The following is a 24,586-nucleotide window of genomic DNA, read 5'->3' on the forward strand; positions in this document are numbered from 1 at the left end:
CGTTGCCGGTTGCAAGCCGGGGCGCCGCCTGGCGCGGTCCCCTCACAGATAGTGGACGTGCCACGGCGGCTTCGCCAGCCTCAGCCCGTGTTGCGCAGACCGGCGGCAATACCGGCCACGGTGACCAGCAACGCCTGTTCCAGAGGGCTGTCCTGGCTAGCCTCCTGGCTGCGCGAGCGCGCCAGCAGCTCGGCCTGCAGCAGGTGCAGCGGGTCGAGGTAGGTGTTGCGCAAGCTGATGAATTTCAAGGTCTCGGGGCTATGGGCCAGCAACTGCGACTGGCCGGTGAGGCCAAGCACCACCTTGCACGCCTGCGACAATAGGTCGCGCAGGCTTGCCCCCAGGGGTTTCAGCGAATCCTGCACCAGGCGCTCGTCGTAGAAACGGGCGATATCGGCATCGGCCTTGGCCAGCACCATTTCCAGCATGTCGATGCGGGTACGGAAGAACGGCCACTGTTCGCGCATGCTTGCCAGCAGCGCGCCTTCGCCACGCTCCAGGGCCTTGCTGAGGGCCGCTTCCCAGCCCAGCCAGGCCGGCAGCATGAGGCGGGTCTGGGTCCAGCCGAAGATCCACGGGATGGCCCGCAGACTCTCGATGCCGCCCTGCCGGCGCTTGGCCGGGCGGCTGCCCAGCGGCAGGCGGCCCAGTTCCTGTTCCGGGGTGGATTGGCGGAAGTACTCGACGAATTGCGGGTTCTCGCGCACCACGTCGCGGTAGGCCTTGACGCCATCGGCGGCCAGTTCGTCCATCAAGGCGCGCCAGGCGGGCTCTGGCGGTGGTGGCGGCAGCAGCGTGGCCTCCAGCACTGCGGCCAGGTACAGGTTGAGGTTCTGCTCGGCGATGTCCGGCAGGCCGAACTTGAAGCGGATCATTTCGCCCTGCTCGGTGGTGCGGAAGCGCCCGTTCACCGAACCCGGGGGCTGCGACAGGATGGCCGCATGGGCCGGGCCGCCGCCACGGCCCACGGTGCCACCACGGCCGTGGAACAGCACCAGCTCGACGTTCTGCGCGTGGCAGATGCGCACCAGGTTTTCCTGCGCGCGGTACTGGGCCCAGGCGGCGGCGGTGGTGCCGGCGTCCTTGGCCGAGTCGGAATAGCCGATCATCACTTCCTGCGGGCCATGCAGGCGCGTGCGGTAGCCGGGCAGATGCAGCAGGCGCTCGATCACCGGGCCAGCGTTGTCCAGGTCCGCCAGGGTCTCGAACAGCGGCACCACGCGCATCGGGCGCAGCACCCCGGCTTCCTTGAGCAACAATTGCACCGCCAGCACATCGGAGGCGGCGCCGGCCATGGAGATCACGTAGGAGCCCAGGGAGGCAGCCGGCGCGGCGGCGATTTCGCGGCAGGTGGCCAGCACTTCGGCGGTGTCTGCCGCCGGCTTGAAATGCGCCGGCAGCAACGGCCGGCGGTTGCCCAGTTCGTGCAGCAGGAAGGTGATGCGCGCCTCTTCGTCCCAGTCGGCGTAGCGGCCCAGGCCCAGGTAGTCGGTGATCTCGCTCATGGCCGCGGTGTGGCGCGCCGAGTCCTGGCGCACGTCCAGGCGCACCAGGAACAGGCCGAAGGTGACGGCGCGGCGCAGGCAGTCCAGCAGCGGGCCGTCGGCGATCACGCCCATGCCGCACTCGTGCAGCGACTGGAAGCACAGCTGTAGCGGTTCCAGCAGTTCACGGTTGTTGCTCAGCACCTCGGCGCTGGCCGGTTGCGCCTGGGCCAGCGAGGCCTGGGCCCAATTGCGCGTGGCGCGCAGCCGCTCGCGCAGTCGTTTGAGCAGGGTGCGGTAAGGCTCGGCGGTGTCGCCGACGGCCTCGCGCAGTGCGGCGCTGGCCTGTTGCATGGACAGCTCGCCGGCCAGGTGGTCGACGTCGCGCAGGAACAGGTCGGCGGCCATCCAGCGCGCCAGCAACAGCACTTCGCGGGTGACCGGCGCGGTAACGTTGGGGTTGCCGTCGCGGTCGCCGCCCATCCATGAGGCGAAGCGCACTGGCGCAGCTTCCAGCGGCAGGTGCAGGCCGGTGGCGGCGTGCAGCGCCTGGTCGACCTTGCGCAGGTGGTGCGGGATAGCGTGCCACAGCGAGTGTTCAATGACTGCGAAGCCCCACTTGGCCTCGTCCACGGGGGTGGGCCGGGTGCGGCGGATTTCCTCGGTGTGCCAGGCTTCGGCGATCAGCCGCTGCAGGCGCTCGCGGATCTCTTCACGCTCGGCGGCGGTGAGGTCACGGTGGTCCTGGGCGGCCAGTTGCGCGGCGATGGCGTCGTATTTCTGGATCAGCGTGCGGCGCGCCACTTCGGTGGGGTGCGCGGTCAGCACCAGTTCGATGTCCAGGCGCCCTACCTGGCGTGCCAGCGATTCGCCGCTGTGGCCGGCCTGCTTGAGGCGTTCCAGCAGCTGCGGCAACACCACATTCTCGAAGGGCGGCGGCTGGTCGTCGTCGCGGCGGCGAATCAGCTGGTACTGCTCGGCGATGTTGGCCAGGTTGAGAAACTGGTTGAAGGCCCGTGCCACGGGCAGCAATTCCTGCTCGTCGAGGTCATTGAGGCGGGTGCTGAGCTGTTCGGTGGCGGTCTTGCCGCTGTCGGGGCCGCTGCGGCGGTCGGCCTTGGCGTCGGCGCGGATGCGCTCGATGGTGTCCAGGAACGCCTCGCCGTACTGCTCGCGAATGGTGTTGCCGAGCAACTCGCCCAACAGGTGAACATCTTCACGCAGGCGCGCATCGATCTCGGTCATTGGCACAGTCTCCTTGATTGTTCTTGGCGTGCCGTCCATCGCGGGGTTTATAGCCTTGCGAGTGAACAAGCACAGGAAAAACCGCTCTATCCCCAAGAGTGCACAGCGGGCTCGGTTCTGACAAGCGCATTGACCAGCCATGTTCAAAAGGCCGATCGCGGCTACGCTCAACCTATGGACTGATGAAAGAGGTCGACATGAAAATCCGCGAGCTTGCACAACACTGGGAACAGAACGCCAAGGGCCGCCTGAGCCCCACGGGCTACAACATTCACCTGGACATGGAGTCGGCGGCGCGCCTGGCGGCCATCACCGAGATGTACCCCAAGCACCACCCCGAGGAACTGCTGGGCGAGCTGATTGGCGCGGCGCTGGAAGAGCTGGAAACCAGCTTCCCGTATATCAAGGGGCAGAAGGTGATTGCCACCGATGAGGAAGGCGACCCGCTGTACGAGGACGTCGGCCCTACGCCGCGTTTCCTGGCGCTGTCGCGTCGCTATCTGCATGACCTGGCGGCGAAGGCCGACGAACCGCAACACTGATTTTCTCCCGCGCGCCCGGGGCAGCTTGTAGCCGCTGCCGCCAGGCTGCGCGGGCCCTTCCCTACACTGCACATCTCCTGTGAGGCTTATGGCCAGCGCAGCCTTCGGCAGCGGCTACGGGGTTTGCGCGGGGAGTGAAAGCATCCTGTCTGCTGCGTCAGGAATTTCCTGATCTTCACCAAATTCGAGTGAACCAATTAAAAATCGGTTCGGTCCGAACCAATAAGCCATCACAGAAGACCCTTCGAAAATGTGGCTCAGGCCTAGCCGTTCGGGCCCGCAAGGAAGATCTGTCATGGGTGAAGTTTTTCAGGAGTTTTCCAATGGAGTTGACACCATGAATACCAGCACAGCCAAAACCTTTAACCACCTGCGCGGGCTGAAACTGGCGGCCCTGGCAATCGGCACCAGCTTCATCCTCGCCGGTTGCGCGGGCAAGCCCCCCACCGAGCAATACGCCGTGACGCAATCGGCCGTGAACAGCGCGGTCAGCGCCGGCGGTACCGAGTACGCCGCGGTCGAGATGAAATCTGCCCAGGACAAGTTCAAGCAGGCAGAACTCGCCATGCATGACAAACACTACGACCAGGCCCGCGTACTGGCCGAACAGGCCGAGTGGGACGCCCGCGTGGCCGAACGCAAGGCCCAGGCCGCCAAGGCCGAGAAAGCCGTGCAGGACGCCCGTGCCGGGGTCCAGGACGTGCGCGAAGAAGGCATGCGCAATACGCAGCAGCAGTGAGCCTGGCTCAGCCATCGCCACCCGTATTCGATTAAAGGATGAACACCATGCGTAAACACTTGATGATCCCTGCCCTGCTGGCCGCCAGCGTTGCCCTGGCCGCTTGCGCCACCAAACCCAACCCGAACCTTGAGTCGGCCCGCAGCAACTTCCAGGCCCTGCAAAGCAACCCGCAGGCCAGCCAGGTCGCGGCGCTGGAAACCAAGGACGCCTCGGACTACATGGACAAGGCCGACAAAGCCTTCCTCAACCATGACGACAGCCGCGACGTGGACCAGTTGGCCTACCTGACCAACCAGCGCGTGGAACTGGCCAAGCAGACCATTGCCCTGCGCACCGCCGAAGCGAACCTGAAGAACGCCGCCGCCCAGCGCACCCAGGCGCGCCTGGATGCCCGTGACGCGCAGATCAAGCAGCTGCAGGACAGCCTCAACGCCAAGCAGACCGACCGCGGCACCGTGGTTACCTTCGGCGACGTGCTGTTTGACGTGAACAAGGCCGGGCTGAAATCCGGCGGCCTGGTGAACGTGAACAAACTGGCGCAGTTCCTCCAGGAAAACCCTGACCGCAAGGTGATCGTCGAAGGCTACACCGACAGCACAGGTTCGGCGGCCTACAACCAGAGCCTGTCCGACCGCCGCGCCGGCTCGGTGAGCACCGCCCTGGTGAAAATGGGCGTGGACCCAAGCCGCGTGGTGTCGCAGGGGTATGGCAAGGAATACCCGGTAGCCGACAACAGCAGCGTCTCGGGCCGTGCCATGAACCGTCGCGTGGAAGTGACCATTTCCAACGACAACCAGCCGATTGCCCCGCGCAACTCGGTAAGCTCGGCCAACTGACGCCGGTGTGGCTGGCGGCGCCCAGGGCGCCGGCCAGCCTGCCCGTCAGGGCTTGGGCGTGAACCCCGTGGTCCACGGGAAGCCCGGCTGCTGCAGCTGGGCGCTGGCGATGACGGCGATCATGATCGCCGCCATCACCCACTGCCAGGTATCCCAGTCGAATACCCGCGCCACCGCTTGCCACGGCTTGCGCCAGTCCGGCGCCAATGGCTCGCTCACAGGCTTGAGCCACTGACGCACGCTGAGCGCCAGCCACGCCGTTACACCCAACACCCCCAGGTTCAACCACACCCACCCTGTAACCGCCAGCCACGGCACGCCATGGCGAATCAGCAGCGCTTGCCGGTCCGGGTCCAGGCGCTTGGGCAGCCAGCCGCTCAGCCACAGGTCGGGGGCCAGCAACTCATGGCTGAAGCGCGCCCACAAGCCCATGGCGAAGCGCACGATCCACACCACGATCAGGCTCACGAAAGCGCTGGCCACCACCTGCTCCCACCAGGCCTGCACGCTGGCCTTGCCGGCCAGGTGGCCGAGCGCCAACACCAGCATGGCGCCGCTCCACACCTTGGGCAGCTGCCGGGTTTCGAAAGGGCGCGGCATCAGCCGGCGCCAGAAGAACGGGTCGCCCGAGGGCAGGCGGTCGAGCAATTGCGGGTACTGATAGGCGAACTTCATCGACAGGTCATGGCAGGCCTGCCAGTCGGCCTGTTCGAAGGTGCGTACCCATTGGTATTGCTGCCACAGGCCGAGCGGTGTCAGCAGCAACAGCGCGGCCTTCTGCTCTGCGCTCGAATGGCGGGTGTCGGTGGCCATCGCCTGCAAGCGCTGATACCAGGCCTGCTGCTCGCAACGCTCGACCAGGCGCTGCCAACGCCATTGCGGCTCGGGGATGATGCCTTTGGCCTGGTCCCAGCCGAACAGGCGGCAGACGCGTTCGAACAGCGCGCTGCTGATGTCCTGGTCGTCGTCCAGCAGCTCCAGCACCATGGCTTGCAGGTCCAGGCGCCGGTCGAAGGCGGCCAGCCATGGCTGCTCCGCCAGGCTTTTCAAGGCGTCCATGAACGGCCGCTCGTCCCCGGCCTGCAGGCTGTGGCTCAGGGCCTGGCAATGGCGCACCATCAGCGAGCGTACCAGCGCCTGCTGCTGCGCCGGGGCCAGGCGCACTTGCTGGAAGGGGGTAAGCCACTGGCGCTGGGTGACGCCCCAGTCCAGCAGCGCCGCCTCGGCGTGGGGCGCCTGCAGGCAACGCTCGGCCAGCCGTTGCTCGAAGGCCTGCGCGCAGCCTTGCTGCAATGCCAGTTGCCAGCGTTCGGCGAGATTGTGCGGTGCCAGGCCCTGCAGCAAAGCGTCGGCCTGCACGTCGACGGATGGCGCCGGCTCGACCACCGCCACCGTTGGCATGGCTTCGGGTGGTGGCGGCGGCGCGGGCTGGTGCGGGGGCTGGTCCGGTGCCTGATCCGGTGCTTGGGGCGCTACCCACGCGGCGCCCTGCTCCTCGTAGTCGTCTTCGTCACTGCGCCAGCGCGCCAGCTGCAGCGCGCGCTCGTAGGCTTCACGCAGGCGCTGGAACGCCTCGGCGTCCTCGTCCGGGCGGTGCACCTTGAGCAGCCGCGCGTATTGGCGCTTGATGCTGCGCTCGTCGGCCCGCTCATCGAGTTGCAGCACCTGCCAGCAATCCAGGTAGGTCTCGCTCATTGCCACAGGCCCCGGTCGACTTCGCTCAGGCGCTCGGTGAGGTCATGACGCACCTCGCGTATCTGGCGTTCGTCCTGGGTGTCCAGCACCTGCTGGAACTGGCTGGCCCAATGGTTGATCTGGTTGCGCATGTCACCCAGGCTTTCCTGGTACAGGCGCTCCAGGCGGGCCACCAGCACGGTGTTCACCTGCTGGTCACGCGGGTGCACCTTGAGTTGCGACAGCGCCTGCAGGCGCTGCTGGATTTCCTCGGGGCTGAGTACCCCGGGGTTGTTCTCGATCACCAGCGCATGCTGCTCGCCGGTCAGCGGAATGCTGACCTGGGCTTCGAGAATGCCGTTGTTGTCGTAGGTAAAGCGCACGTCCAGGGTCACTTCCCCGGCCTTGCGCTTGGGCACCGGAATGTCCAGCTCACCCAGCGCCACGTTGTCCTTCACCAGGCGGCTTTCGCCCTGGAAGATCTTCACCAGCACGTGTTCCTGGTTGTCGGTGAGGGTGTTGACGGTTTTCACCCGGCTGACCGGCACCACGCTGTTGCGTTCGATGATGGGCAGGTAATGCCCGGCCTCCTGGCGCTGGCCCATGGCTTGCGACACCTCGATACCCAAGGTGTAGGAACAGACGTCGGTCAGCACCACCTCTTCCAGCGCCGCCGAGCGCGCCTTCAATGCGGCCTGCACGGCCGCGCCGTGGGCCACTACTTCGTCAGGGTTGAGGGTGATGGAAGGAAAACGGCCAAACAGCCCGGCGGCCAGCTTGCGCACCAGTGGCATGCGCGTGGTACCGCCCACCAGCAGCACTTCGTCGAGGTCGCTGACGCGAATACGCGCATCGCGCAGGGCGCGCTCGATGGGCGCGCGCAGGCGCTCCAGCAGTGGCGCATAAAGATCGGCCAACTGCTCCTGAGTGATGGTATGCAGCCATTCACGGCCGCCCAGGCGCAGCACGAAGTCGCTGCTGGCTTGCTGGCCCAGGCTCTTGCGCACCCGTTCGGCTTCGCGGCGCAGGGCCTGGCGCACGTTTTCCAACGGCGGCAGGTCGGCGTGCTGGCGTACAAAGTGCTCCACCAGCAGGCTGTCGAAATCCTCGCCGCCGAGGAAGTTGTCACCGGCGCTGGCACGCACTTCCATGACCCCGTCGAACAGCTCCAGGATCGACACGTCGAAGGTGCCGCCGCCCAGGTCGAAGATCAGGAACGAGGTTTCCTTGTCCTTCTGGTGCAGCCCGTAGGCGAGCGCGGCGGCGGTGGGTTCGTTGATCAGCTTCTCTACCTTGAGCCCCGCCAGCTCGCCGGCGATGCGCGTGGCCTTGCGCTGGGCGTCGCTGAAGTAGGCCGGCACGCTGATCACCGCCTCGGTGACCGGCTCGCCGAAGGCGCGTTCCACGTCTTCCTTGAGGCTCTTGAGTACCAGTGCCGACAGTTCCTCTGGGCGAAACTGGCGCTCGCCCAGGCGCACTTCCTGGGCGCTGCCCATGTGCCGCTTGAACAGCGCCGCCGTTTTGCCCGAATGGGTGTGCAGGCGCTCCCTGGCGGCCTGGCCCACCAGCACCCGGCCTTCGTCATCGAGCCCTACCACGCTTGGGGTGAGCACGCTGCCCAGGGCGTTGGGCACCAGTTGCGTGGTGTCGTCGCGCCAGACGGCGATCAGGCTGTGGGTGGTGCCAAGGTCGATGCCGACGATCATGGGCGCAGAACTCCTTTTCCGGGGGAAGGCGATGATGCCGCCACCGCGGTGGCCATCATGTAGAAATGTGTCTGAATGGTAACGCAATGCGCGAAGCAGCGGGAGCAGCCAGGTTTTGATCTGGTTTTTGATCTGCTTCTGAGCTGCTTTTGATCTGGCTTCTGATCTGCTGTTGATCTGCTTGTGATCTGGCTTGTGATCTTGATTGTATGCCCCGTAAAGCGCCCGGGCCGACTGGAGGCGTCGATCAACGGGCTGCCCGAAGGGCCGAGGCCGCAGGCCGAAGAGACGGTAACCCGCAGGCTTCTATAGCGGGTGCCGTCTGCCCGTTGAGCGGCGCCGGAAGGAGGGGACCCGTAGCGCAGCGGAGGGCCCAAGCAGGGGCAAGCGTTTTTTGCTTACTTTTTTTGGCGTCTGAAAAAAAGTGAGTCGGCGTAAGGCCGAAACGGTCGGTGGTCGCAGCGCGAAAATGGATATGTTCGAAATCGCCGAAGCGGGATCCAGAATCCGCGAACATGTCCATTACTCCAGTCGGCCCTGGCGCTTTATGGGGCACACAATCAAGATCAAAGGCCGCACGGGATCAAGATCAAAAGCAGTCCGCGGCGCGGCAGCGGCTACGGGGCCGTGGGGACTGCCGGCGCGCAGTGCACGGCCTGCTTCTGGTTGTTGACCAACACACCACTCAGGCCCTTCTGCTGGGTATCAAACAACACCAACACCCCATCAATACACTGCGCCACTTCATTGGCCGGCGTAGCCGAGACCTTGTAATCCTCGCCAGGAATGGTCTTGAGCATGGTGAAGTCACTCAGCAGCAAGGCGTCCTCAGGCTTGGCGAAGTGCAGGTAGCCGTAGTACCACAAGCACCCGACGGTGACGAAAATACTGCCGATGCCGGTCAGGATCATCGGGATGGCGTTGCGTTCGTCACTCATGGGGCGGCTCTTGTTGTTCGGGGTAATTGGGCACTTCGCCCAGGCGGCGCAGGCCGTTGAAGTGTTGCGGGTCTTGCAGGAAGCGAATCATCACCGTGCGCCAGGTGGGGTCGGCGAAGGTCTGCACGTGGCCGCCACGGGTCAGTTGCAGCACCCGTGGCGGTGGGGCGTTTTTGTAGAGGTCGAGGCCGTTGGCCAGGGGCACGATGGGGTCGTCCATGCTCTGGTAGAACAGCATCGGCGTACCCTTGAGCGCCGCGATGGAGTAGATGGCGCTGTCACCGTCCGGCACCAGCCACGACAACGGCACCTGCAGCGGCCAGGTCAGCCACGAAGTGCTGAGGGCGAACTGGCCCACGCCGCGGTAGCTGGACGGCACGCCGTCGAACACCAGGGCCTGCAAGCGCTTGAGCTGCTGCGGGTGGCTGGCCAGATAGTGCACGCCCATGGCGCCGCCCAGGCTCTGGCCCAGCAGCACCAGGGGTTTGCCCTGAGTTTCGGGCTGTTGGTCCAGCCACTTGAACGCGGCGTCGATGTCCTGGTAGATGGCCGGCAGGCTCGGCTCGCCCTGGGACAGGCCGTAGCCGCGGTAGTCCAGCAGCAGCACCTGGTAGCCCTGCTCGGGCAGCCACCAGCTGCCACCCAGGTGCCAGGCCATGTTGCCGCCGTTGCCGTGCAGGTGCAGCACCGTGCCTTTCACCGGCACACCGGGTTTGGCTGGCAGCCACCAGCCATGCAAGCGGGTGCCGTCGGCGGCGGTCAGGGTCACGTCGCGGTACGCAAGGCCAGCCTTGTCCGGGGTGAACGGCTGGCCTTTTTCCGGGTAGAACAACAGGCTGCTGCAACCGGCCAGCAGCGCCAGCACCACCAGGCCGCTACAGAATGTTCGAATAGTCCGCTTCAATGCGATCCAGGCTCAGGTGGTTGAGGAAGTTGGAGAAGCACATCCACGCCGACAGCGCGTTGAGGTCGCGGAACTGCTCGGGCAGGTATTTGGGCGGCGTCACCAGGCCTTCGTCCACCAACTGGCGCAGGGTGCGCATGTCTTCCAGGGTGGTCTTGCCGCAGAACAGCAGCGGAATCTGCTCCAGCTTACCCTTGCGCACTGCCAACTGGATGTAGTTGTAGACCATGATGAAGCCCTTCAGGTACGACAGGTCCTTGGTGAAGGGCAGGCCGGTGGGCGTGGAGCCACGGAACACGCGGCTGGCGTTGCCGTAGCTTTCCGGCATGCCGAAGCCCTGCTCGCGGAAGAAGTCGAAGATCTGCAGGAAGTCGGCGCCCTCCTCCACCATGTGGATGGCGCGGGTGCGGTTGGTCAGCTTGCGCAAGCGGCTGGGGTAGGAGGCAAAGGCAATCACCTCCATCAGAATCGCCAGGCCTTCCTGAGTCACGGTCGACGAGGGCGGGCCCTTGGACAGGAAGGTGCAGATCGGCTGGTTCAGCCCGTTGAGGGTGGTGCCCACGTGCACCAGGCCCTCATGCACTTCCAGTGCGCGCACGTCGCGCTCGTTGAACAGGGCGTCGCTGCGGATCTTGATGTAGTCGGCCCCCGCCGCGGCGTCGGCGACGATGCCGTCGGACTCGAACACCCGAATGGTTTCCTCGGCCTCGCCGAAGGTGCGGTTCAGGCGGCTTTGCAGCATGCCCACGGCGTCCTTGGCGGTGAGGGTCTTGGGCTCGTCCTTAAGGTCGCCACGGCCGTCGATGTTGTTGAGGTAGTCCGACAGCATCAGGCCCAGGTCGGCCAGGGTCGGGTCACCGGCGTGGAAGGCATCGGAGGCGGCGCCGTACAGTTCCTGGGAAATCAGGCCAAAATCCTCGGTGCCGCGTGCTTCGAGCATGCGCACCACCATGCGGTATTCCTTGCACATGCGCCGCATGATCTGGCCCACCGGGTTGAACTGGCCCAGTTGGCGGGTGATGTCGCGCTCGATGTTCTGGAATTCCAGCTTCACCGCGCTGGAATCGAACGACAGCGGGCGGTTCTGGTAGTAGGCACGGTCCACGGCAGGCATGGCCTTGCCCTTGGCCTTGAGGAAATCCTGGCGGATGTTGTCATCCCATTTCACCGCGTCCAGCACGCGGATCGGTGCCTGGGCCAACACGATGCGGTCGGAAAGGCCGCGAATCGTCTGCTGATAATCGTCCACCGGCGACTCCTTGCTATTACTGCGGTTTTGACTTGGCCCGGGTATAGCGGGCTATTTCGACGAAAACGTCGGAGTTGGCCGGGTCGTCCAGGTAGGCGAATACCTGGTCCAGCCCGCTGTCCACCCGCACGCCATCGCCTTGCGGCGTATCCAGGTTGGCGCCGCTCAGCGCGTGCTGGGCAATGGCCTGCTGAATGCGCTCGACATCGAGGTTATAGACCACCAGCGCGCCATCGTCGGCAAGCTCGAAGCCCACCAGGGCATACTGACCACCGTAATCGGCCGGCATTCGCGCCGAGGCGTACCAGCGGCTGCCATGGCCGGCCACGGTGAAGCCTACCTCATCGCGCGGCTGCCCGGCGGGCGTGCTGATGGCAAGGTAATGGTTGGCGTCCTGGCGCTTGATGGTCAGGGCCAGGTGCTGGCCCCAGGCGGTCCGGCTCACCCAGCGCCCCACCAGCCCTGCGGGCGCGGCCTGGGTGGGCGGCAACGGGTCCTTGAAGCTGACCAGGCACCCGCTGAGCAACAGCGACCACAGGGCGATGAGCAACAGGCGCCAGGCTTTCATCAAGCACTCCTTGGGCGGTGGGGGCAGGCGCGTTCGTGCGCCTGTGTCAGGCCGAGGCCAGTACCAGATGCATGTAGCGGACAAGAATCGCCAGCATCTCGTCATCGGCCATTGGCGCCTGGCTGTCGAGCAGGCCCTGATATTCCATGCGGCCGATGATGGCCGTCAACACCTTGGCGTCCTGATGCGGCTCGCGCGAGCCCAATACCTGCAGCAACTGGCAGGTGCCCTGCAGCAAAATTTGCTGGTGCGAGGTGACGAGTGCAGCCAGCCGCGGGCTCAGCAGCGCTTCCTGGCGGAAGGCCTGTTCGGCCATCAGGTAGTCACGGCGGGTGAGCAACTGGCGGTGCACGTACTCGGCGGTCATGCGCGCGATTTCGTCGGCCAGCTGGGCGCGGGACGCCGGGCTGCCGTCGTTGCGCGCCATGATGTTGCGCAGCAGTTCCTCGGTGCTGGCCCACAGCTTGGCCATGTAGGCGGCGCTTCGCTCCACGTACTGGGCGAAGGTGTCGGTGAGCAGGTCTTCGATGTCCTTGAAATAGTAAGTGGTGGCCGACAGCGGCACGCCGGCTTCCGCCGCCACCGCCCGGTGCCGGACCCCGCGAACGCCGTCGCGGACGACAATGCGCATGGCCGCGTCGAGAATCTCCTGACGACGCTGCTCACTTCCCTGGCGGCTGGCCTTGCGACCCTGATACTGCACACTTTCCGCCACTGCTGTCGCTACACCGGCAGCACCTTGTTGAGCCATTGCAGGAGTCACTACCTAAACCCTCTTGAAGAAAAACCGATCCATCGGTGAACTGTTCGTAGCAGCTGCCGGAGGCTGCGTCCGGCAGCACCACCAGTGTAAAGCCAGACGCCGCCTTCGGCAGCTGCTACAGGATATTCGCGCAAAAAAAAGCCGCCCCGGGGGGCGGCTCATTCAGCTGACTCAGGCCTGCGGACGCATGTGCGGGAACAGGATCACGTCGCGAATCGACGGCGAGTTGGTCAGCAGCATGACCAGACGGTCGATGCCGATGCCCTCACCGGCCGTTGGCGGCATGCCGTACTCCAGCGCGCGCACGAAGTCGGCGTCGTAGTGCATGGCTTCGTCGTCGCCGGCGTCCTTGTCGGCCACCTGGGCCATGAAGCGCTCGGCCTGGTCTTCCGCGTCGTTCAGCTCGGAGTAGGCGTTGGCGATTTCACGGCCGCCGATGAACAGCTCGAAGCGGTCGGTGACGTTCGGGTTGTCGTCGTTGCGACGGGCCAGCGGCGACACTTCGAACGGGTACTGGGTAATGAAGTGCGGCTGCTCCAACTTGTGCTCGACCAGCTCTTCGAAAATCATTACCTGCAGTTTGCCCAGGCCTTCGAAGCCCAGCACCTTGGCGCCGGCCTTCTTGGCGATTTCACGCGCCTTGTCGACGTCGTTCAGGTCGGCCGCGGTCAGCTCCGGGTTGTACTTCAGGATCGAGTCGAACACCGACAGGCGCACGAACGGCTCGCCGAAGTGGAACACCTTGTCGCCGTACGGCACGTCGGTGCTGCCCAGTACCAGCTGCGCCAGCTCGCGGAACAGCTCTTCGGTCAGGTCCATGTTGTCTTCGTAGTCAGCATGGGCCTGGTAGAACTCGAGCATGGTGAACTCGGGGTTGTGCCGGGTCGAGACGCCTTCGTTACGGAAGTTGCGGTTGATCTCGAAGACCTTCTCGAAACCACCTACCACCAGGCGCTTGAGGTACAGCTCCGGCGCGATGCGCAGGAACATCGGCAGGTCCAGGGCGTTGTGGTGAGTCTCGAACGGCTTGGCCGCTGCACCGCCAGGAATGGTCTGCAGCATCGGCGTTTCCACTTCCAGGAAGTCACGCTTCATCAGGAAGCTGCGGATGTGGGCGATGACTTGCGAACGCACGCGGAAGGTGTCACGCACTTCTTCGTTGACGATCAGGTCGACGTAGCGCTGGCGGTAGCGCTGTTCGGTGTCGGTCAGGCCGTGGTGCTTGTCCGGCAGCGGGCGCAGCGACTTGGTCAGCAGGCGCACGTTGGTCATTTCCACGTACAGGTCGCCCTTGCCCGAACGGGCCAGGGTGCCTTCGGCGGCGATGATGTCGCCCATGTCCCAGGTTTTCACCGAGGCCAGGGTTTCTTCAGGCAGGGTCTTGCGGTTGACGTAGACCTGGATGCGACCGGTCATGTCCTGGATCACCATGAACGAGCCACGGTTGAGCATGATGCGACCGGCAACCTTGACCGGAATGGCCAGGGCTTCCAGCTCTTCCTTGGTCTTGTCGACGTACTGCTTCTGCAGGTCACCTGCGTAGCTGTCACGGCGGAAGTCGTTGGGGAAGGCCTGGCCCTTGGCGCGCTCGGCAGCAAGCTTTTCCTTGCGCAGGGCGATCAGGGAGTTTTCTTCCTGTTGCAGGGCTTGCGGGTCGAGTTGTTGGTCGCTCATGTCTTGAAAAATTCCATCACGGTTTTGTTGCCCCCGCCTTGCGGCGGGGATCGCGGGCGGTCACGCCCCCAAGGGGCGCGCGCCTTACAGGCCTTGCTTGAGGCTGGCCACCAGGTATTCGTCGATATCGCCGTCCAGCACCTTGTCGCAGTCGCTGCGCTCGATGTTGGTGCGCAGGTCCTTGATGCGCGAGGCATCCAGTACGTAGGAGCGGATCTGGTGCCCCCAGCCGATGTCGGACTTGCTGTCTTCCATGGCTTGGGATGCAGCGTTGCGCTTCTGCACTTCCTGCTCGTAAAGGCGCGCCCGCAGCATTTTCATGGCGGTGTCCTTGTTCGCATGCTGGGAACGTTCGTTCTGGCAGCTGACCACGGTGTTGGTCGGCACGTGGGTGATACGCACCGCGGAGTCCGTGGTGTTTACGTGCTGGCCGCCCGCACCCGAGGAGCGGTAGGTGTCGATGCGCAGGTCCGACGGGTTGATGTCGATTTCGATGTTGTCATCGATTTCCGGCGACACGAACACGGCCGAGAACGAGGTGTGGCGACGGTTGCCGGAGTCGAACGGGCTCTTGCGCACCAGGCGGTGCACGCCGATCTCGGTGCGCAGCCAGCCGAAGGCGTACTCGCCCTTGATGTGCAGGGTAGCGCCCTTGATACCGGCCACTTCACCGGCCGACAGCTCCATGATGGTGGTGTCGAAGCCGCGCTTGTCGGCCCAGCGCAGGTACATGCGCAGCAGGATGTTGGCCCAGTCCTGGGCTTCGGTACCGCCGGAGCCGGCCTGGATATCCAGGTAGGCGTTGTTGGCGTCCATCTCGCCGCTGAACATGCGGCGGAATTCCAGCTTCTCCAGCGACTCGCGCAGGCGGTCGACTTCCTCGCTGACGTCGGCGGCAGCAGCTTCGTCTTCTTCCTCGGCGGCCATCAACAGCAGGTCCTTGGCATCGGCCAGGCCGCTGGACATCTCATCCAGGGTTTCAACGATCTGCGCCAGCAGCGCACGCTCGCGGCCCAGGTTCTGGGCGTATTCAGGGTTGTTCCAGACTGCCGGATCTTCAAGCTCGCGGTTGACCTCGGTCAGACGCTCATGCTTTTGATCGTAGTCAAAGATACCCCCGAATGGTTTCGGAGCGCTCGGACAGGTCCTTGATGGTGTTCAGGATCGGGTTGATTTCCATGGCGGGCAGCACTCGTACGTATTGTGTCAAAAGCCGGAGAGTATAACGCACTCGGCGCGCGGGGGCAGCCCGCCGGGCGGTAATGGGGGGATTTTGCTCGCGGGGAGCATGATGGCAGTTTGGCTCCTGTCAGTTCTGTCAGTAGCGAGGGCAAAAGGGGCCGGATTAGTGTGGCTGTGCCAGTCGGCAATCTGCATTTTCCCTTTATGAGGCAGCAAACATGAGCACTAAAGCCGCAATCGCACCGCCAGCGCTGGATTTTCCATCAGCCCTGCAGGTTATCCCCTTCGCCACCGCCCCGGCCAAGATTCCTGTGGAGGTCCTGTCGGAACGCAGTTCCCAACCCTCGGAAGTCACCGTGGTCTATCAGTACGCCAATGGCATCCGGCATGAAACCGCGCCCCAAGTGGTAAATCCAGGCACCCCGACTACTTTCCTGATCGACAAGCCTTCATCGCCAGGCTTGGTCATCGTGTCGGTCCAGGGTGATTTTGACGGGCTGATCGGTAGGCCACATAACCTCAACCTGGTGGCGTAACCGCCCCTGCAGCGGCCGCCAGGCCGCGTCCCAGCTTGCTCCATGGAGGCGGCTGGGACGCGGCCTGGCGGCCGCTGCTACGGGGGGGTGGTCAGTCGCTGATACCGACCTGGTTGCGGCCGTTGTGCTTGGCCTGGTACAGGCCCTTGTCGGCCGCCGAGATCAGCTGGCGGCAGTGGGAGCCGCCTTGGGGGATCTGGGTGGACAGGCCGATGCTGACGGTCAGGTGCGAGCCTTCGCTGGGCGCGATGTGCGGAATTTTCAGCGCGGCGATGGTCTGCCGCAGCTTTTCCGCCACCAGGCGGGCGCCGCCGGGCGAGGTGTTGGGCAGCACCAGGGCGAACTCCTCGCCGCCGTAGCGCGCCGGCAGGTCGGTGGAGCGGCTGCAGCTGTCGCGGATGGCGTCGGCCACGCGGCGCAGGGCTTCGTCGCCATCCAGGTGGCCGAAGCTATCGTTGAACGACTTGAAGTAGTCGACGTCAATCATCAGCAGCGACAGCTGGGTCTGGTCGCGCAGCGCGCGGCGCCATTCCAGTTCCAGGTATTCGTCGAAGTGACGGCGGTTGGACAGGCCGGTGAGGCCATCGGAGTTCATCAGGCGCTGCAGCACCAGGTTGGTGTCCAGCAGCTGCTGCTGGCTGACGCGCAGGGCGCGGTAGGCCTCGTCGCGCTGCAGCAGCGTCTGGTAGGAGCGCGAGTGGTAGCGGATGCGCGCCACCAGCTCGATGTTGTCCGGCAGCTTCACCAGGTAGTCGTTGGCGCCGGCGGCAAACGCCGCGCTCTTCACCAGCGGGTCTTCCTTGGTGGACAGCACGATGATCGGGATGTCCTTGGTGGCCGGGTGGTTGCGGTAGTCGCGTACCAGGGTCAGGCCGTCCAGGCCGGGCATCACCAGGTCCTGGAGAATCACCGTGGGCTTGAGGCGCACGGCCTGCTCGATGGCGTGGTGGGGGTCGGCGCAGAAATGGAAGTCGATGTTGGCTTCATTGGCCAGGCCACGCCGCACCGCTTCGCCGATCATGGCCTGGTCGTCGACGAGCAGCACCATGGCCTTGTTCTCGTCGGTAGCCTTGAACTCTTCGATCTGCAAATCAATCATGCGTTGTCACCTGATCGCTGCCTGTACGCCGGCAGGGCTTAATACTCGGGTTCATGGCTGGATAATTTCCATCAGTCTGGGAGCAATCCGCTCCAGGGGGCGGATTTCCACCGCTGCATCAATGGCCGCTGCCGCCTTGGGCATGCCATACACCGCACTGCTTGCCTGGTCCTGGGCGATGGTCAGGAAATTCTGCTGGCGCAGCAGTTTCAGGCCCTGGGCGCCGTCACGCCCCATGCCGGTCAACAGGACGCCAACCGCGTCGCCACGCCAGAAACGCGCCACGCTTTCAAAGAATACGTCAATGGACGGCCGGTAGATCTCGTTCACCGGCTCCTCCGTGTAGGCCAGTGTTCCGTCGGCAAGCAGACGGAGGTGATGATTGGTGCCCGCCAGCAATACTACGCCAGGTTGCGGCGGTTCGCCTTCGCGGGCAAGGCGCACGTTGAGGCCGCTGGCGCCGGACAGCCAGTCGGCCATGCCGGCGGCAAATACCTGGTCAACGTGCTGCACTAGCACAATGGCTGCGGAAAAGGTTTTCGGCAAGCCCTTGAGCAGCACTTCCAGGGCTGCCGGGCCGCCAGCCGAAGAGCCGATGGCAATCAGCGTCTGCCGCTGCACGCCCGTGCGCAATGGCGTGGGCACGGCCTTCACCGAGGTACCGCGCTGGCCGATCAGCCAGCCGATGTTGAGGATCTTGCGCAGCAGCGGCGCGGCTGCCTCGCGCGGGTTGCCGGCGCCCACGGCCGGGGTGTCGACGACATCCAGCGCGCCATGGCCCATGGCTTCGAACACCCGGTGCACGTTCTGCTGGCGGTCGACAGTGACGATGACGATGGCGCACGGGGTGGCAGCCATGATCTGGCGGGTGGCCTCGACGCCGTCCATGACCGGCATGATCAGGTCCATCAGGATCAGGTCGGGCAACTGTTCGGCGCACTTGGCCACGGCCTCGGCGCCGTTGCCCGCCACCCAGATGATCTGATGCGCCGGCTCGAACGCCACGGCCCGGCGCAGGGCCTCGACGGCCATGGGCATGTCGTTGACGATGGCGATCTTCATCCCTGGGCACTCCCGATCAACTCGACCACGGCGTCCAGCAGGGCGTCGTCATGGAAACTGGCTTTAGCCAGATAGTAGTCGGCCCCGGCGTCCAGGCCACGCCGCCGGTCTTCTTCGCGGTCCTTGTAGGACACCACCATCACCGGCAGTGACTGCAGGCGGCTGTCACGGCGCACCAGGGTCACCAGCTCGATGCCGTCCATGCGCGGCATGTCGATGTCGGTGATCAGCAGGTCGAAGTCCTCGCCGCGCAGGGCGTTCCAGCCGTCCATGCCGTCCACCGCCACGGCCACGTCGTAGCCGCGGTGGCTAAGCAGCTTGCGCTGCAGTTCGCGCACGGTCAGCGAGTCGTCCACCACCAGCACGCGCTTGCGCGCCTGTTCCACGCCGGGGCGGTTGCGCCGGTCGATGCGTTCCAGGCGGCCGGTGGTCAGCAGTTTTTCCACCGAGCGCAGCATGTCTTCCACGTCGATGATCAGCACCACCGAGCCATCGTCCAGCAAGGCCCCGGCGGAAATGTCCTGGACCTTGCCCAGCCGCGCATCCAGCGGCAGCACCACCAGGGTACGCTCGCCGATGAACCGCTCCACCGCCACGCCGTAGATGGCGTCGCGCTCGCGGATCACCACCACCCGCAGCGAGTCTTCGCTGCTCTGCCCAGCCGGGCGCTGCAGCAACTGGCTGGCGGCCACCAGGCCGACGTGCCGGCCTTCGTACCAGAAGTGCTGGCGGCCTTCGAGCTGGACGATGTCTTCGGCCGGCAGGTCAAGGGTGTGTTCGATGTGCGCCAAGGGGAACGCGTAGGCTTCCTCGCCCACCTCCACCACCAGGCTGCGCACCACCGACAGGGTCAGCGGCACTTCGATATGGAAACAGCTGCCCTGGCCGCGCACCTGGGTCAGCTCCACCGAGCCGCGCAGCTGGCGCATCATGTGCTGCACCGCGTCCAGGCCGACGCCGCGGCCGGAGACTTCGGTGACCTTGTCGCGCAGGCTGAAGCCGGGCAGGAACAGGAAGCTCAACAGTTCTTCCTCGCTGAGCTGGGCAGCGGTCTCGGCCGGCGACAACTGGCGGTCGACAATACTGCGGCGTAGGCGCTCAAGGTCAACGCCGCCGCCGTCATCAATCAGTTCCAGCACCAGCAGCCCGGCCTGGTGCGAGGCACGCAGCAGCACCCGGCCCTCGGCCGGCTTGCCCGCCAGCAGGCGCTGCTCGGGCGATTCGATACCGTGGTCGACGGCGTTGCGCAGCAGGTGGGTCAGCGGTGCTTCGAGTTTTTCCAGCACGTCGCGGTCGACCTGGGTCTTCTCGCCTTCGATTTCCAGGCGCACCTGCTTGCCCAGCTCGCGGCCCAGGTCACGCACCATGCGCCCCTGCCCGCCCAGCACGTCGGCGAACGGCCGCATGCGGCAGGCCAGGGCGGTGTCGTAGAGCAACTGCGCGCGCTGGCTGGCCTGCCAGCCGAACTCGTCCAGCTCGGCGGTCTGGTGCACCAGCATCTGCTGGGTCTCGCCCAGCAGCCCTTGCACCAGCGCCAGGGCCTCAAGCACTTCCTCGGATTGGTGAGTGGCCTGCAGGTGTTCCTTCAAACCGTCCAGGGCGCGCTGGCTCTGGCCCTGCATGCGCTTGAGGCGCTGCATGGTCGCCAGGTACGGCTTCAACCGCTGGGTTTCCACCAGCGACTTGCTGGACAGGTCGAGCAGGCTGTTGAGGCGCTCGGCGGTCACCCGCAGTACGCGCTCGCCACCTTCCACCGGCGCGCCCTTGGCCTTGCGTGGCTCGGGGCTGGTGGGGGCTTCCGGGGCGGCCTCCGGCTCGGCCGCCGGCGCCTCGATGACGGCCGCTGGCGCCGGGGCTGGCGCGGCGGCACGCGGCGGTGGCGGCACGGCCGAGGGGTCGAGCAGCACCGTCATGCGCACCGAGTAGGCGGCGATGTCTTCGGTGGTGGGCGCCGTCTCGGGCGTGGCGATGCGCATCAGCAGGTCGGTGCCGTGCAGCAGCGCGTCGATATGTTCGGGGGTCAGCAGCAGGCGGCCTTCCTGGGCGCTCACCAGGCAGTCTTCCATCACGTGGGCGACGCTGACGCCGGCATCCACGCCGACAATACGCGCGGCGCCCTTCAGCGAGTGGGCCGCGCGCATGCAGGCTTCCAGCTGGTCGGCCTGGGTGGGGTTGCGTTCCAGCTCCAGCAGGCCGGTGCTCAGCACCTGGGTCTGCGCTTCGGCTTCCAGCGCGAAGAGTTCCAGCAGCGAGGCGTCGCGCATCTGGTCCGGGGTCATGTGAGGCTCCGGGCAACGGCTTCCAGCAACTGGGTTTCGTCCAGGACACGCACGCTGCGGCCCTTGAACGGCAATACCGACTCTGTGAAGCGCTTGCCGGCCTGGCCGGCGGCGGGCGAGGCCTGTTCCAGGTCGGCAAGGTCGATGCGGTGGATGCCGTCGACTTCATCCACAGGTACCACCACCGAGCCGCCGGCAGCGGCGAGGATGAGCATGCGCGGCATGACACGCGCCGACGCCTGCGGGCTGACGCTGACGTCCACCCCCAGCAATTCGGCCAGCGACAGGCACGCCACCAGCGCGCCGCGCACGTTAGCCACACCCTGCAACGCCCGCGAGCGCTGGTGCGGCAGCGAATGCACCGGCTGCACCGGGGCTATCTCCACCAGGCAACGGGTAGCCAGGGCCAGCCATTCCTCGGCCAGGCGGAACACCACCAGCGAGCGCGAGGCCACCTGGCCCAGCGCTTCCACGCTTTCGCCGCGCACCGCTTCCCGGGCCAGCGAGTAACGGTCCAGCAGGCGCACGGCGGCGCCGGCGTATACCTGGCAGTTACGGCAATGAATATGGTCGGCCAGCAACGGGCACGACTTGTCGCCGTGTATACCAATCCGGTTCCAGCAATCGTCGATCGCTTCGCCATCCCCCTGGATGACATTCAGCGAAGCCAGGCCAATCATCGTTTACGCTCACTGTCAGCAGTTCGGTCACTGCGCGCGGCGCGTTCCTGCAGGCGCTTGGCCCCCACGCTGTCGCCCTGGGCGGCCAGCAGCATGGCCAGGTGGGCCAGCGCTTCGGGGTGCTGCGGCTGCAGGTACAGCGCCTTGCGGTAAAAATCCTGGGCCTTGCGCGCATCGCCACCGACGTCGTTGAGCAAACCGAGCCAGTAATACGCCTGCGCATGCGGCCCCTGGTGCTTGAGGTACAGCTCGCACGCCTGCATGGCCGCCTGGCTCTTGCCTTCGTTGGCCAGGCTGGCGATCTGTTCGAGTGTCACCTGTACCTGTTTTTCGGCCGCCGGGGCCGCCACTTGAGGCAGCGGTGGGGCAATTGGCGCAGCCCGTGGCCGCAACGGCGCGGTGGCTGGCACCGGCCGCGGCGGCGGCGCCACCCAGGGCGTCACGGGCAGCGGCTCGGGCACCGGGTTTTCATCGCGCACGAAGGCGAACGACTGCGCAATGCCGATGGGGCGCATGCCCAGGCGCGCCAACAGGCTGCCCTCGGCGGGGCCGATGAACAGGGCGCCGCCCTTGTCGGTCAGGCCCTTGAGTACCTCGAATACCCGTTGCTGGGTTTCCACGTCGAAATAGATCAGCAGGTTGCGGCAGAAGACGAAATCGTAGGGCGGTTCGCCCTTGAGCAGCGCCGGGTCGAGCACGTTGCCAGGTTGCAACCGCACCTGCTGGCGCACCCGTTCGCTCAGGCGGTAGCCCTCGCCCAGGGCCTCGAAATGGCGGTCACGAAAGGCCAGGTCTGCGCCCCGGAAGGAGTTGCGCCCGTATACCCCCTGCTGGGCCTTGGCCACCGACAGCGGGCTAATGTCGACGCCGTCGACGCGGAACTGGCTGGCCAGCACGCCGGCGTCAAACAGCGCCATGGCGATGGAGTAAGGCTCTTCGCCGGTGGAGCAAGGCAGGCTGAGCAGGCGCACCGGCCGCGTGCCCTTCAACTCCAGCAACCGCGCCTTGACCAGGCGGGCCAGGGCGGCGAATGACTCGGGGTAACGCAGGAACCAGGTTTCAGGAACGATCACCGCTTCAATCAAGGCCTGCTGCTCTGGCCCACTGCCCTGCAACAGCAGCCAGTAGGCATCGGCATCGGCGCAACCGCTGGCGCTGCAGCGCTGGCGCACCGCGCGCTCGATCAGCGCCGGGCCCACCGAGGCCACGTCCAGGCCAATGCGGTCACGCAGGTATTTGAAGAAGCGTGGATCGTCGCCCATCAGTCATCCCCATCCTTGAGGCTATCGGCCAGCTGCGGCGCAAACAACAGTTGGCGCACCCGGTCATCGAGCAGGTCCTGCACGCCTACCCACTGCAGCAGGCCTTCCTCGTCTTCACGCACCGGCCCCAGGTACGGTGTGTTGGCGTTGGACACCTCATAGGGGCGAAAGTCCTTGGGGTCGCAGCGCAAGGTGTTGGTGGCGTGCTCGAGAATAAGCCCCAGGCGCAGGTCGGGCCGCGCCGGGTCGGCGCGGTAGTGCACCAGCACCAGGCGCGTGCTGGTACGTTGCGGCGCCGGGCTGCCGAACATCAGCTGGCCGACGTCGATGACCGGCACCACCCGGCCGCGGTGGGCAAAGATGCCGGCCACCCAGGCCGGTGCCTGGGCCACGGGCTTGAGCGGCACGCACGGCAGCACTTCGCCGATGTCGGTGGCCGCCAGGGCGAAGCGCTCGGCACCCACCTTGAAAATCAGGAACAGTTTGCCCTGGCAGGTGATGGCCGCCCTGGACGGGCGCAGCGCCTCGCTCATCAGACTTTGAAGCGCGACACGCCGCCACGCAGGCCGGTGGCCACCTGGCTGAGCTCGTCGATGGCAAAGCTGGCCTGGCGCAACGACTCCACGGTCTGGCTGCTGGCGTCGCTGAGCTGCGACAACGCGTGGTTGATCTGCTCGGCACCGGTGGCCTGGGCCTGCATGCCCTCGTTGACCATCAGCACGCGCGGCGCCAGCGCCTGCACCTGCTGGATGATCTGCGACAGCTGGTCACCCACCTGCTGCACCTCGAACATGCCGCGGCGCACCTCCTCCGAGAACTTGTCCATGCCCATGACCCCGGCCGACACCGCGGACTGGATCTCGCGCACCATCTGCTCGATGTCGTAGGTGGCGACGGCGGTCTGGTCGGCCAGGCGCCGCACTTCGGTGGCCACCACGGCAAAACCACGGCCATACTCGCCGGCCTTTTCCGCCTCGATGGCGGCGTTCAGTGACAGCAGGTTGGTCTGGTCGGCAACCTTGACGATGGTCACCACCACCTGGTTGATGTTGCTGGCCTTCTCGTTGAGGATCGCCAGCTTGGCGTTCACCAGGTCAGCGGCGCCCATCACCTGGTGCATGGTGTCTTCCATGCGCGACAGGCCCTGCTGGCCTGAACCTGCCAGCATCGAGGCGGCGTCGGCGGCCGAGGTGACCTCGGTCATGGTGCGCACCAGGTCGCGGGAGGTGGCGGCGATTTCCCGCGAGGTGGCGCCGATCTCGGTGGTGGTGGCCGCAGTTTCCGTGGCGGTGGCCTGCTGCTGCTTGGAGGTGGCGGCGATCTCGGTCACCGAGGTGGTCACCTGCACCGACGAGCGCTGGGCCTGGGACACCAGGGCGGTGAGCTCGGTCATCATGTCGTTGAAGCCGGTCTCGACCATGCCGAACTCGTCGCGGCGCGACAGGTTCAGGCGCGAGCTGAGGTCACCGGTACGCATGGTTTCCAGGATGGTCACGATCTTCTGCATCGGCTGCATGATGGCGCGCATCAGCAGCAGGCCACACACGCCGGCGGCAATGATGGCCAGCAGCAGGGCGATGCCCATGGTCAGCTTGGCGTCGCTGACCGCCTGGGAGCTGGCCTGGGCGGCGTGCTCGGCGGAGTCGCGGTTGCGCTCGATCATGTTGTTCAGTTGCTTGCGGCCGGCGATCCAGGCAGGGGTTACCTGATCGTTCAGCAGGTCCTGAGCCAGGGAGAAGTGCTTCTGATGGTAGGCGTCCAGCACCTTGGCCAGGGCCTGGTCGTAGGCCACGCGGGTTTTCCCGAACTCGTCGAAGCTGGCCTTGTCGTCCTGGTCGAACACGGTCTTCTGGTAATTGCCCATCTGCTCGGTCAGACGGTCGGCGAAGGCCTTGTACTGGTCCTCGTCGGCCGTGACGAATTCACGCTGGTAGCTCAACCCCACCAGTTGCTGGGTATAGACGAAGCTTTCGACCCACGCGCTGCGGATCATCGAGCTGTAGTAGACGCCTGGCACGCTGTCAGCGCGCACGTTTTCCTGCGCATCGTCGATAGCCTTCAGGCGCGTGTAGGAGGCCACTACCATCAATAGCATGATGGCGATAATCACGGCGAAGCTCGCCAGGATCCGTTGGCGCAATGTCCAGTTCTTCACAGTCAT

21 protein-coding genes are annotated in these 24,586 nt (G+C 65.6%); 4 read left to right on the forward strand and 17 right to left on the reverse strand.

Annotation, left to right across the window (positions count from 1 at the left end):
- Positions 1-80 precede the first annotated feature (80 nt).
- Complete coding sequence (gene ppc / locus AC0SZ7_RS08650; RefSeq protein WP_475503998.1) at positions 81-2,729, reverse strand: phosphoenolpyruvate carboxylase; 2,649 nt, start codon at positions 2,727-2,729, stop codon at positions 81-83.
- A 197-nt stretch (positions 2,730-2,926) separates the two neighbouring features.
- Between ppc and AC0SZ7_RS08655 the strand changes: the two genes are divergently transcribed.
- The 3 genes from AC0SZ7_RS08655 (at position 2,927) to lptF (ending at position 4,849) form a co-directional block, all read left to right on the forward strand.
- Positions 2,927-3,271, forward strand: a complete 345-nt coding sequence (locus AC0SZ7_RS08655) for a pilin assembly protein (RefSeq protein WP_475503999.1) — start codon at positions 2,927-2,929, stop codon at positions 3,269-3,271.
- 337 nt (positions 3,272-3,608) lie between these two features.
- Complete coding sequence (locus tag AC0SZ7_RS08660; protein ID WP_475504000.1) at positions 3,609-4,010, forward strand: DUF4398 domain-containing protein; 402 nt, start codon at positions 3,609-3,611, stop codon at positions 4,008-4,010.
- 47 nt (positions 4,011-4,057) lie between these two features.
- The gene (gene lptF, locus AC0SZ7_RS08665) at positions 4,058-4,849 is read left to right on the forward strand and encodes a lipotoxin F family OmpA-related lipoprotein LptF (RefSeq protein WP_475504001.1); all 792 of its coding nucleotides are present in this window, start codon (positions 4,058-4,060) and stop codon (positions 4,847-4,849) included.
- A 45-nt stretch (positions 4,850-4,894) separates the two neighbouring features.
- Here the strand turns inward: lptF and AC0SZ7_RS08670 are convergent, their stop codons facing one another.
- The 9 genes from AC0SZ7_RS08670 to prfB all read right to left on the reverse strand — a co-directional run bounded on the left by AC0SZ7_RS08670 (position 4,895) and on the right by prfB (position 15,505).
- A complete protein-coding gene (locus tag AC0SZ7_RS08670) occupies positions 4,895-6,544 on the reverse strand; it encodes a J domain-containing protein (protein ID WP_475504002.1) in 1,650 nt (549 codons plus the stop codon).
- On the reverse strand, positions 6,541-8,229 hold the full coding sequence (locus tag AC0SZ7_RS08675; RefSeq protein ID WP_475504003.1) for a molecular chaperone HscC: 1,689 nt from the start codon (positions 8,227-8,229) through the stop codon (positions 6,541-6,543). The genes AC0SZ7_RS08670 and AC0SZ7_RS08675 overlap by 4 nt, the downstream gene beginning before the upstream one ends.
- A 617-nt stretch (positions 8,230-8,846) precedes the next feature.
- A complete protein-coding gene (locus AC0SZ7_RS08680; RefSeq protein ID WP_475504004.1) occupies positions 8,847-9,167 on the reverse strand; it encodes a hypothetical protein in 321 nt (106 codons plus the stop codon).
- Positions 9,160-10,071 carry an alpha/beta hydrolase gene (locus AC0SZ7_RS08685; protein WP_475504005.1) on the reverse strand — a complete coding sequence of 304 codons (912 nt, stop codon included), beginning with the start codon at positions 10,069-10,071 and terminating at the stop codon, positions 9,160-9,162. Before AC0SZ7_RS08685 ends, AC0SZ7_RS08680 begins: the two co-directional genes overlap by 8 nt.
- On the reverse strand, positions 10,043-11,320 hold the full coding sequence (locus AC0SZ7_RS08690) for a flavohemoglobin expression-modulating QEGLA motif protein (protein ID WP_475504006.1): 1,278 nt from the start codon (positions 11,318-11,320) through the stop codon (positions 10,043-10,045). Before AC0SZ7_RS08690 ends, AC0SZ7_RS08685 begins: the two co-directional genes overlap by 29 nt.
- Before the next feature lie 16 nt (positions 11,321-11,336).
- A complete protein-coding gene (locus tag AC0SZ7_RS08695) occupies positions 11,337-11,888 on the reverse strand; it encodes a hypothetical protein (protein ID WP_475504007.1) in 552 nt (183 codons plus the stop codon).
- Between the two features lie 46 nt (positions 11,889-11,934).
- Positions 11,935-12,639: a TetR/AcrR family transcriptional regulator gene (locus AC0SZ7_RS08700; RefSeq protein ID WP_475504008.1), complete on the reverse strand. Its 705-nt coding sequence runs from the start codon at positions 12,637-12,639 to the stop codon at positions 11,935-11,937.
- A gap of 183 nt (positions 12,640-12,822) precedes the next feature.
- Positions 12,823-14,325, reverse strand: coding sequence for a lysine--tRNA ligase (gene lysS / locus AC0SZ7_RS08705; protein ID WP_475504009.1), 1,503 nt, complete (start codon positions 14,323-14,325; stop codon positions 12,823-12,825).
- A gap of 84 nt (positions 14,326-14,409) precedes the next feature.
- Positions 14,410-15,505, reverse strand: a protein-coding gene (gene prfB, locus AC0SZ7_RS08710; protein WP_475504010.1) for a peptide chain release factor 2 whose coding sequence is annotated in 2 segments (ribosomal slippage) — positions 14,410-15,432 and positions 15,434-15,505 — 1,095 coding nt in all. Because the reading frame shifts where the segments join, the coding sequence is not laid out codon by codon here.
- Positions 15,506-15,725: 220 nt separating this feature from the next.
- Between prfB and AC0SZ7_RS08715 the strand changes: the two genes are divergently transcribed.
- Entirely contained in the window at positions 15,726-16,043 is a 318-nt protein-coding gene (locus AC0SZ7_RS08715) for a hypothetical protein (protein WP_475504011.1), read from the forward strand.
- 91 nt (positions 16,044-16,134) lie between these two features.
- Here AC0SZ7_RS08715 and AC0SZ7_RS08720 read toward each other — a convergent pair whose 3' ends face one another.
- From AC0SZ7_RS08720 to AC0SZ7_RS08750, 7 genes are read right to left on the reverse strand one after another with little or no spacing between them, the layout of a single operon-like run.
- On the reverse strand, positions 16,135-17,142 hold the full coding sequence (locus AC0SZ7_RS08720; RefSeq protein ID WP_416422803.1) for a diguanylate cyclase domain-containing protein: 1,008 nt from the start codon (positions 17,140-17,142) through the stop codon (positions 16,135-16,137).
- Positions 17,143-17,193: 51 nt separating this feature from the next.
- Entirely contained in the window at positions 17,194-18,204 is a 1,011-nt protein-coding gene (cheB, locus tag AC0SZ7_RS08725; protein WP_475504012.1) for a chemotaxis-specific protein-glutamate methyltransferase CheB, read from the reverse strand.
- Positions 18,201-20,483: a response regulator gene (locus AC0SZ7_RS08730; RefSeq protein ID WP_475504013.1), complete on the reverse strand. Its 2,283-nt coding sequence runs from the start codon at positions 20,481-20,483 to the stop codon at positions 18,201-18,203. The genes cheB and AC0SZ7_RS08730 overlap by 4 nt, the downstream gene beginning before the upstream one ends.
- Positions 20,480-21,163: a chemotaxis protein CheW gene (locus tag AC0SZ7_RS08735; protein ID WP_475504014.1), complete on the reverse strand. Its 684-nt coding sequence runs from the start codon at positions 21,161-21,163 to the stop codon at positions 20,480-20,482. The genes AC0SZ7_RS08730 and AC0SZ7_RS08735 overlap by 4 nt, the downstream gene beginning before the upstream one ends.
- Entirely contained in the window at positions 21,160-22,425 is a 1,266-nt protein-coding gene (locus AC0SZ7_RS08740; protein WP_475504015.1) for a CheR family methyltransferase, read from the reverse strand. The genes AC0SZ7_RS08735 and AC0SZ7_RS08740 overlap by 4 nt, the downstream gene beginning before the upstream one ends.
- Complete coding sequence (locus AC0SZ7_RS08745) at positions 22,425-22,958, reverse strand: chemotaxis protein CheW (protein ID WP_475504016.1); 534 nt, start codon at positions 22,956-22,958, stop codon at positions 22,425-22,427. Before AC0SZ7_RS08745 ends, AC0SZ7_RS08740 begins: the two co-directional genes overlap by 1 nt.
- Entirely contained in the window at positions 22,958-24,580 is a 1,623-nt protein-coding gene (locus AC0SZ7_RS08750) for a methyl-accepting chemotaxis protein (protein ID WP_475504017.1), read from the reverse strand. The genes AC0SZ7_RS08745 and AC0SZ7_RS08750 overlap by 1 nt, the downstream gene beginning before the upstream one ends.
- Between the last annotated feature and the right edge of the window lie 6 nt (positions 24,581-24,586).

Source organism: Pseudomonas sp. JC1203 (genome assembly GCF_056175065.1).

Excerpts from the sequence above, each read along its gene's own strand:
- cheB (WP_475504012.1), bottom strand. The coding sequence starts at position 18,204 with ATGAAGATCGCCATCGTCAACGACATGCCCATGGCCGTCGAGGCCCTG.
- AC0SZ7_RS08695 (WP_475504007.1), bottom strand. The coding sequence starts at position 11,888 with ATGAAAGCCTGGCGCCTGTTGCTCATCGCCCTGTGGTCGCTGTTGCTC.
- AC0SZ7_RS08715 (WP_475504011.1), top strand. The coding sequence starts at position 15,726 with ATGAGCACTAAAGCCGCAATCGCACCGCCAGCGCTGGATTTTCCATCA.
- AC0SZ7_RS08660 (WP_475504000.1), top strand. The coding sequence starts at position 3,609 with ATGAATACCAGCACAGCCAAAACCTTTAACCACCTGCGCGGGCTGAAA.
- AC0SZ7_RS08745 (WP_475504016.1), bottom strand. The coding sequence starts at position 22,958 with ATGAGCGAGGCGCTGCGCCCGTCCAGGGCGGCCATCACCTGCCAGGGC.
- AC0SZ7_RS08700 (WP_475504008.1), bottom strand. The coding sequence starts at position 12,639 with ATGGCTCAACAAGGTGCTGCCGGTGTAGCGACAGCAGTGGCGGAAAGT.
- AC0SZ7_RS08655 (WP_475503999.1), top strand. The coding sequence starts at position 2,927 with ATGAAAATCCGCGAGCTTGCACAACACTGGGAACAGAACGCCAAGGGC.
- AC0SZ7_RS08735 (WP_475504014.1), bottom strand. The coding sequence starts at position 21,163 with ATGATTGGCCTGGCTTCGCTGAATGTCATCCAGGGGGATGGCGAAGCG.
- lptF (WP_475504001.1), top strand. The coding sequence starts at position 4,058 with ATGCGTAAACACTTGATGATCCCTGCCCTGCTGGCCGCCAGCGTTGCC.
- AC0SZ7_RS08675 (WP_475504003.1), bottom strand. The coding sequence starts at position 8,229 with ATGATCGTCGGCATCGACCTTGGCACCACCCACAGCCTGATCGCCGTC.
- AC0SZ7_RS08720 (WP_416422803.1), bottom strand. The coding sequence starts at position 17,142 with ATGATTGATTTGCAGATCGAAGAGTTCAAGGCTACCGACGAGAACAAG.
- lysS (WP_475504009.1), bottom strand. The coding sequence starts at position 14,325 with ATGAGCGACCAACAACTCGACCCGCAAGCCCTGCAACAGGAAGAAAAC.
- ppc (WP_475503998.1), bottom strand. The coding sequence starts at position 2,729 with ATGACCGAGATCGATGCGCGCCTGCGTGAAGATGTTCACCTGTTGGGC.
- AC0SZ7_RS08730 (WP_475504013.1), bottom strand. The coding sequence starts at position 20,483 with ATGACCCCGGACCAGATGCGCGACGCCTCGCTGCTGGAACTCTTCGCG.
- AC0SZ7_RS08740 (WP_475504015.1), bottom strand. The coding sequence starts at position 22,425 with ATGGGCGACGATCCACGCTTCTTCAAATACCTGCGTGACCGCATTGGC.
- AC0SZ7_RS08670 (WP_475504002.1), bottom strand. The coding sequence starts at position 6,544 with ATGAGCGAGACCTACCTGGATTGCTGGCAGGTGCTGCAACTCGATGAG.
- AC0SZ7_RS08680 (WP_475504004.1), bottom strand. The coding sequence starts at position 9,167 with ATGAGTGACGAACGCAACGCCATCCCGATGATCCTGACCGGCATCGGC.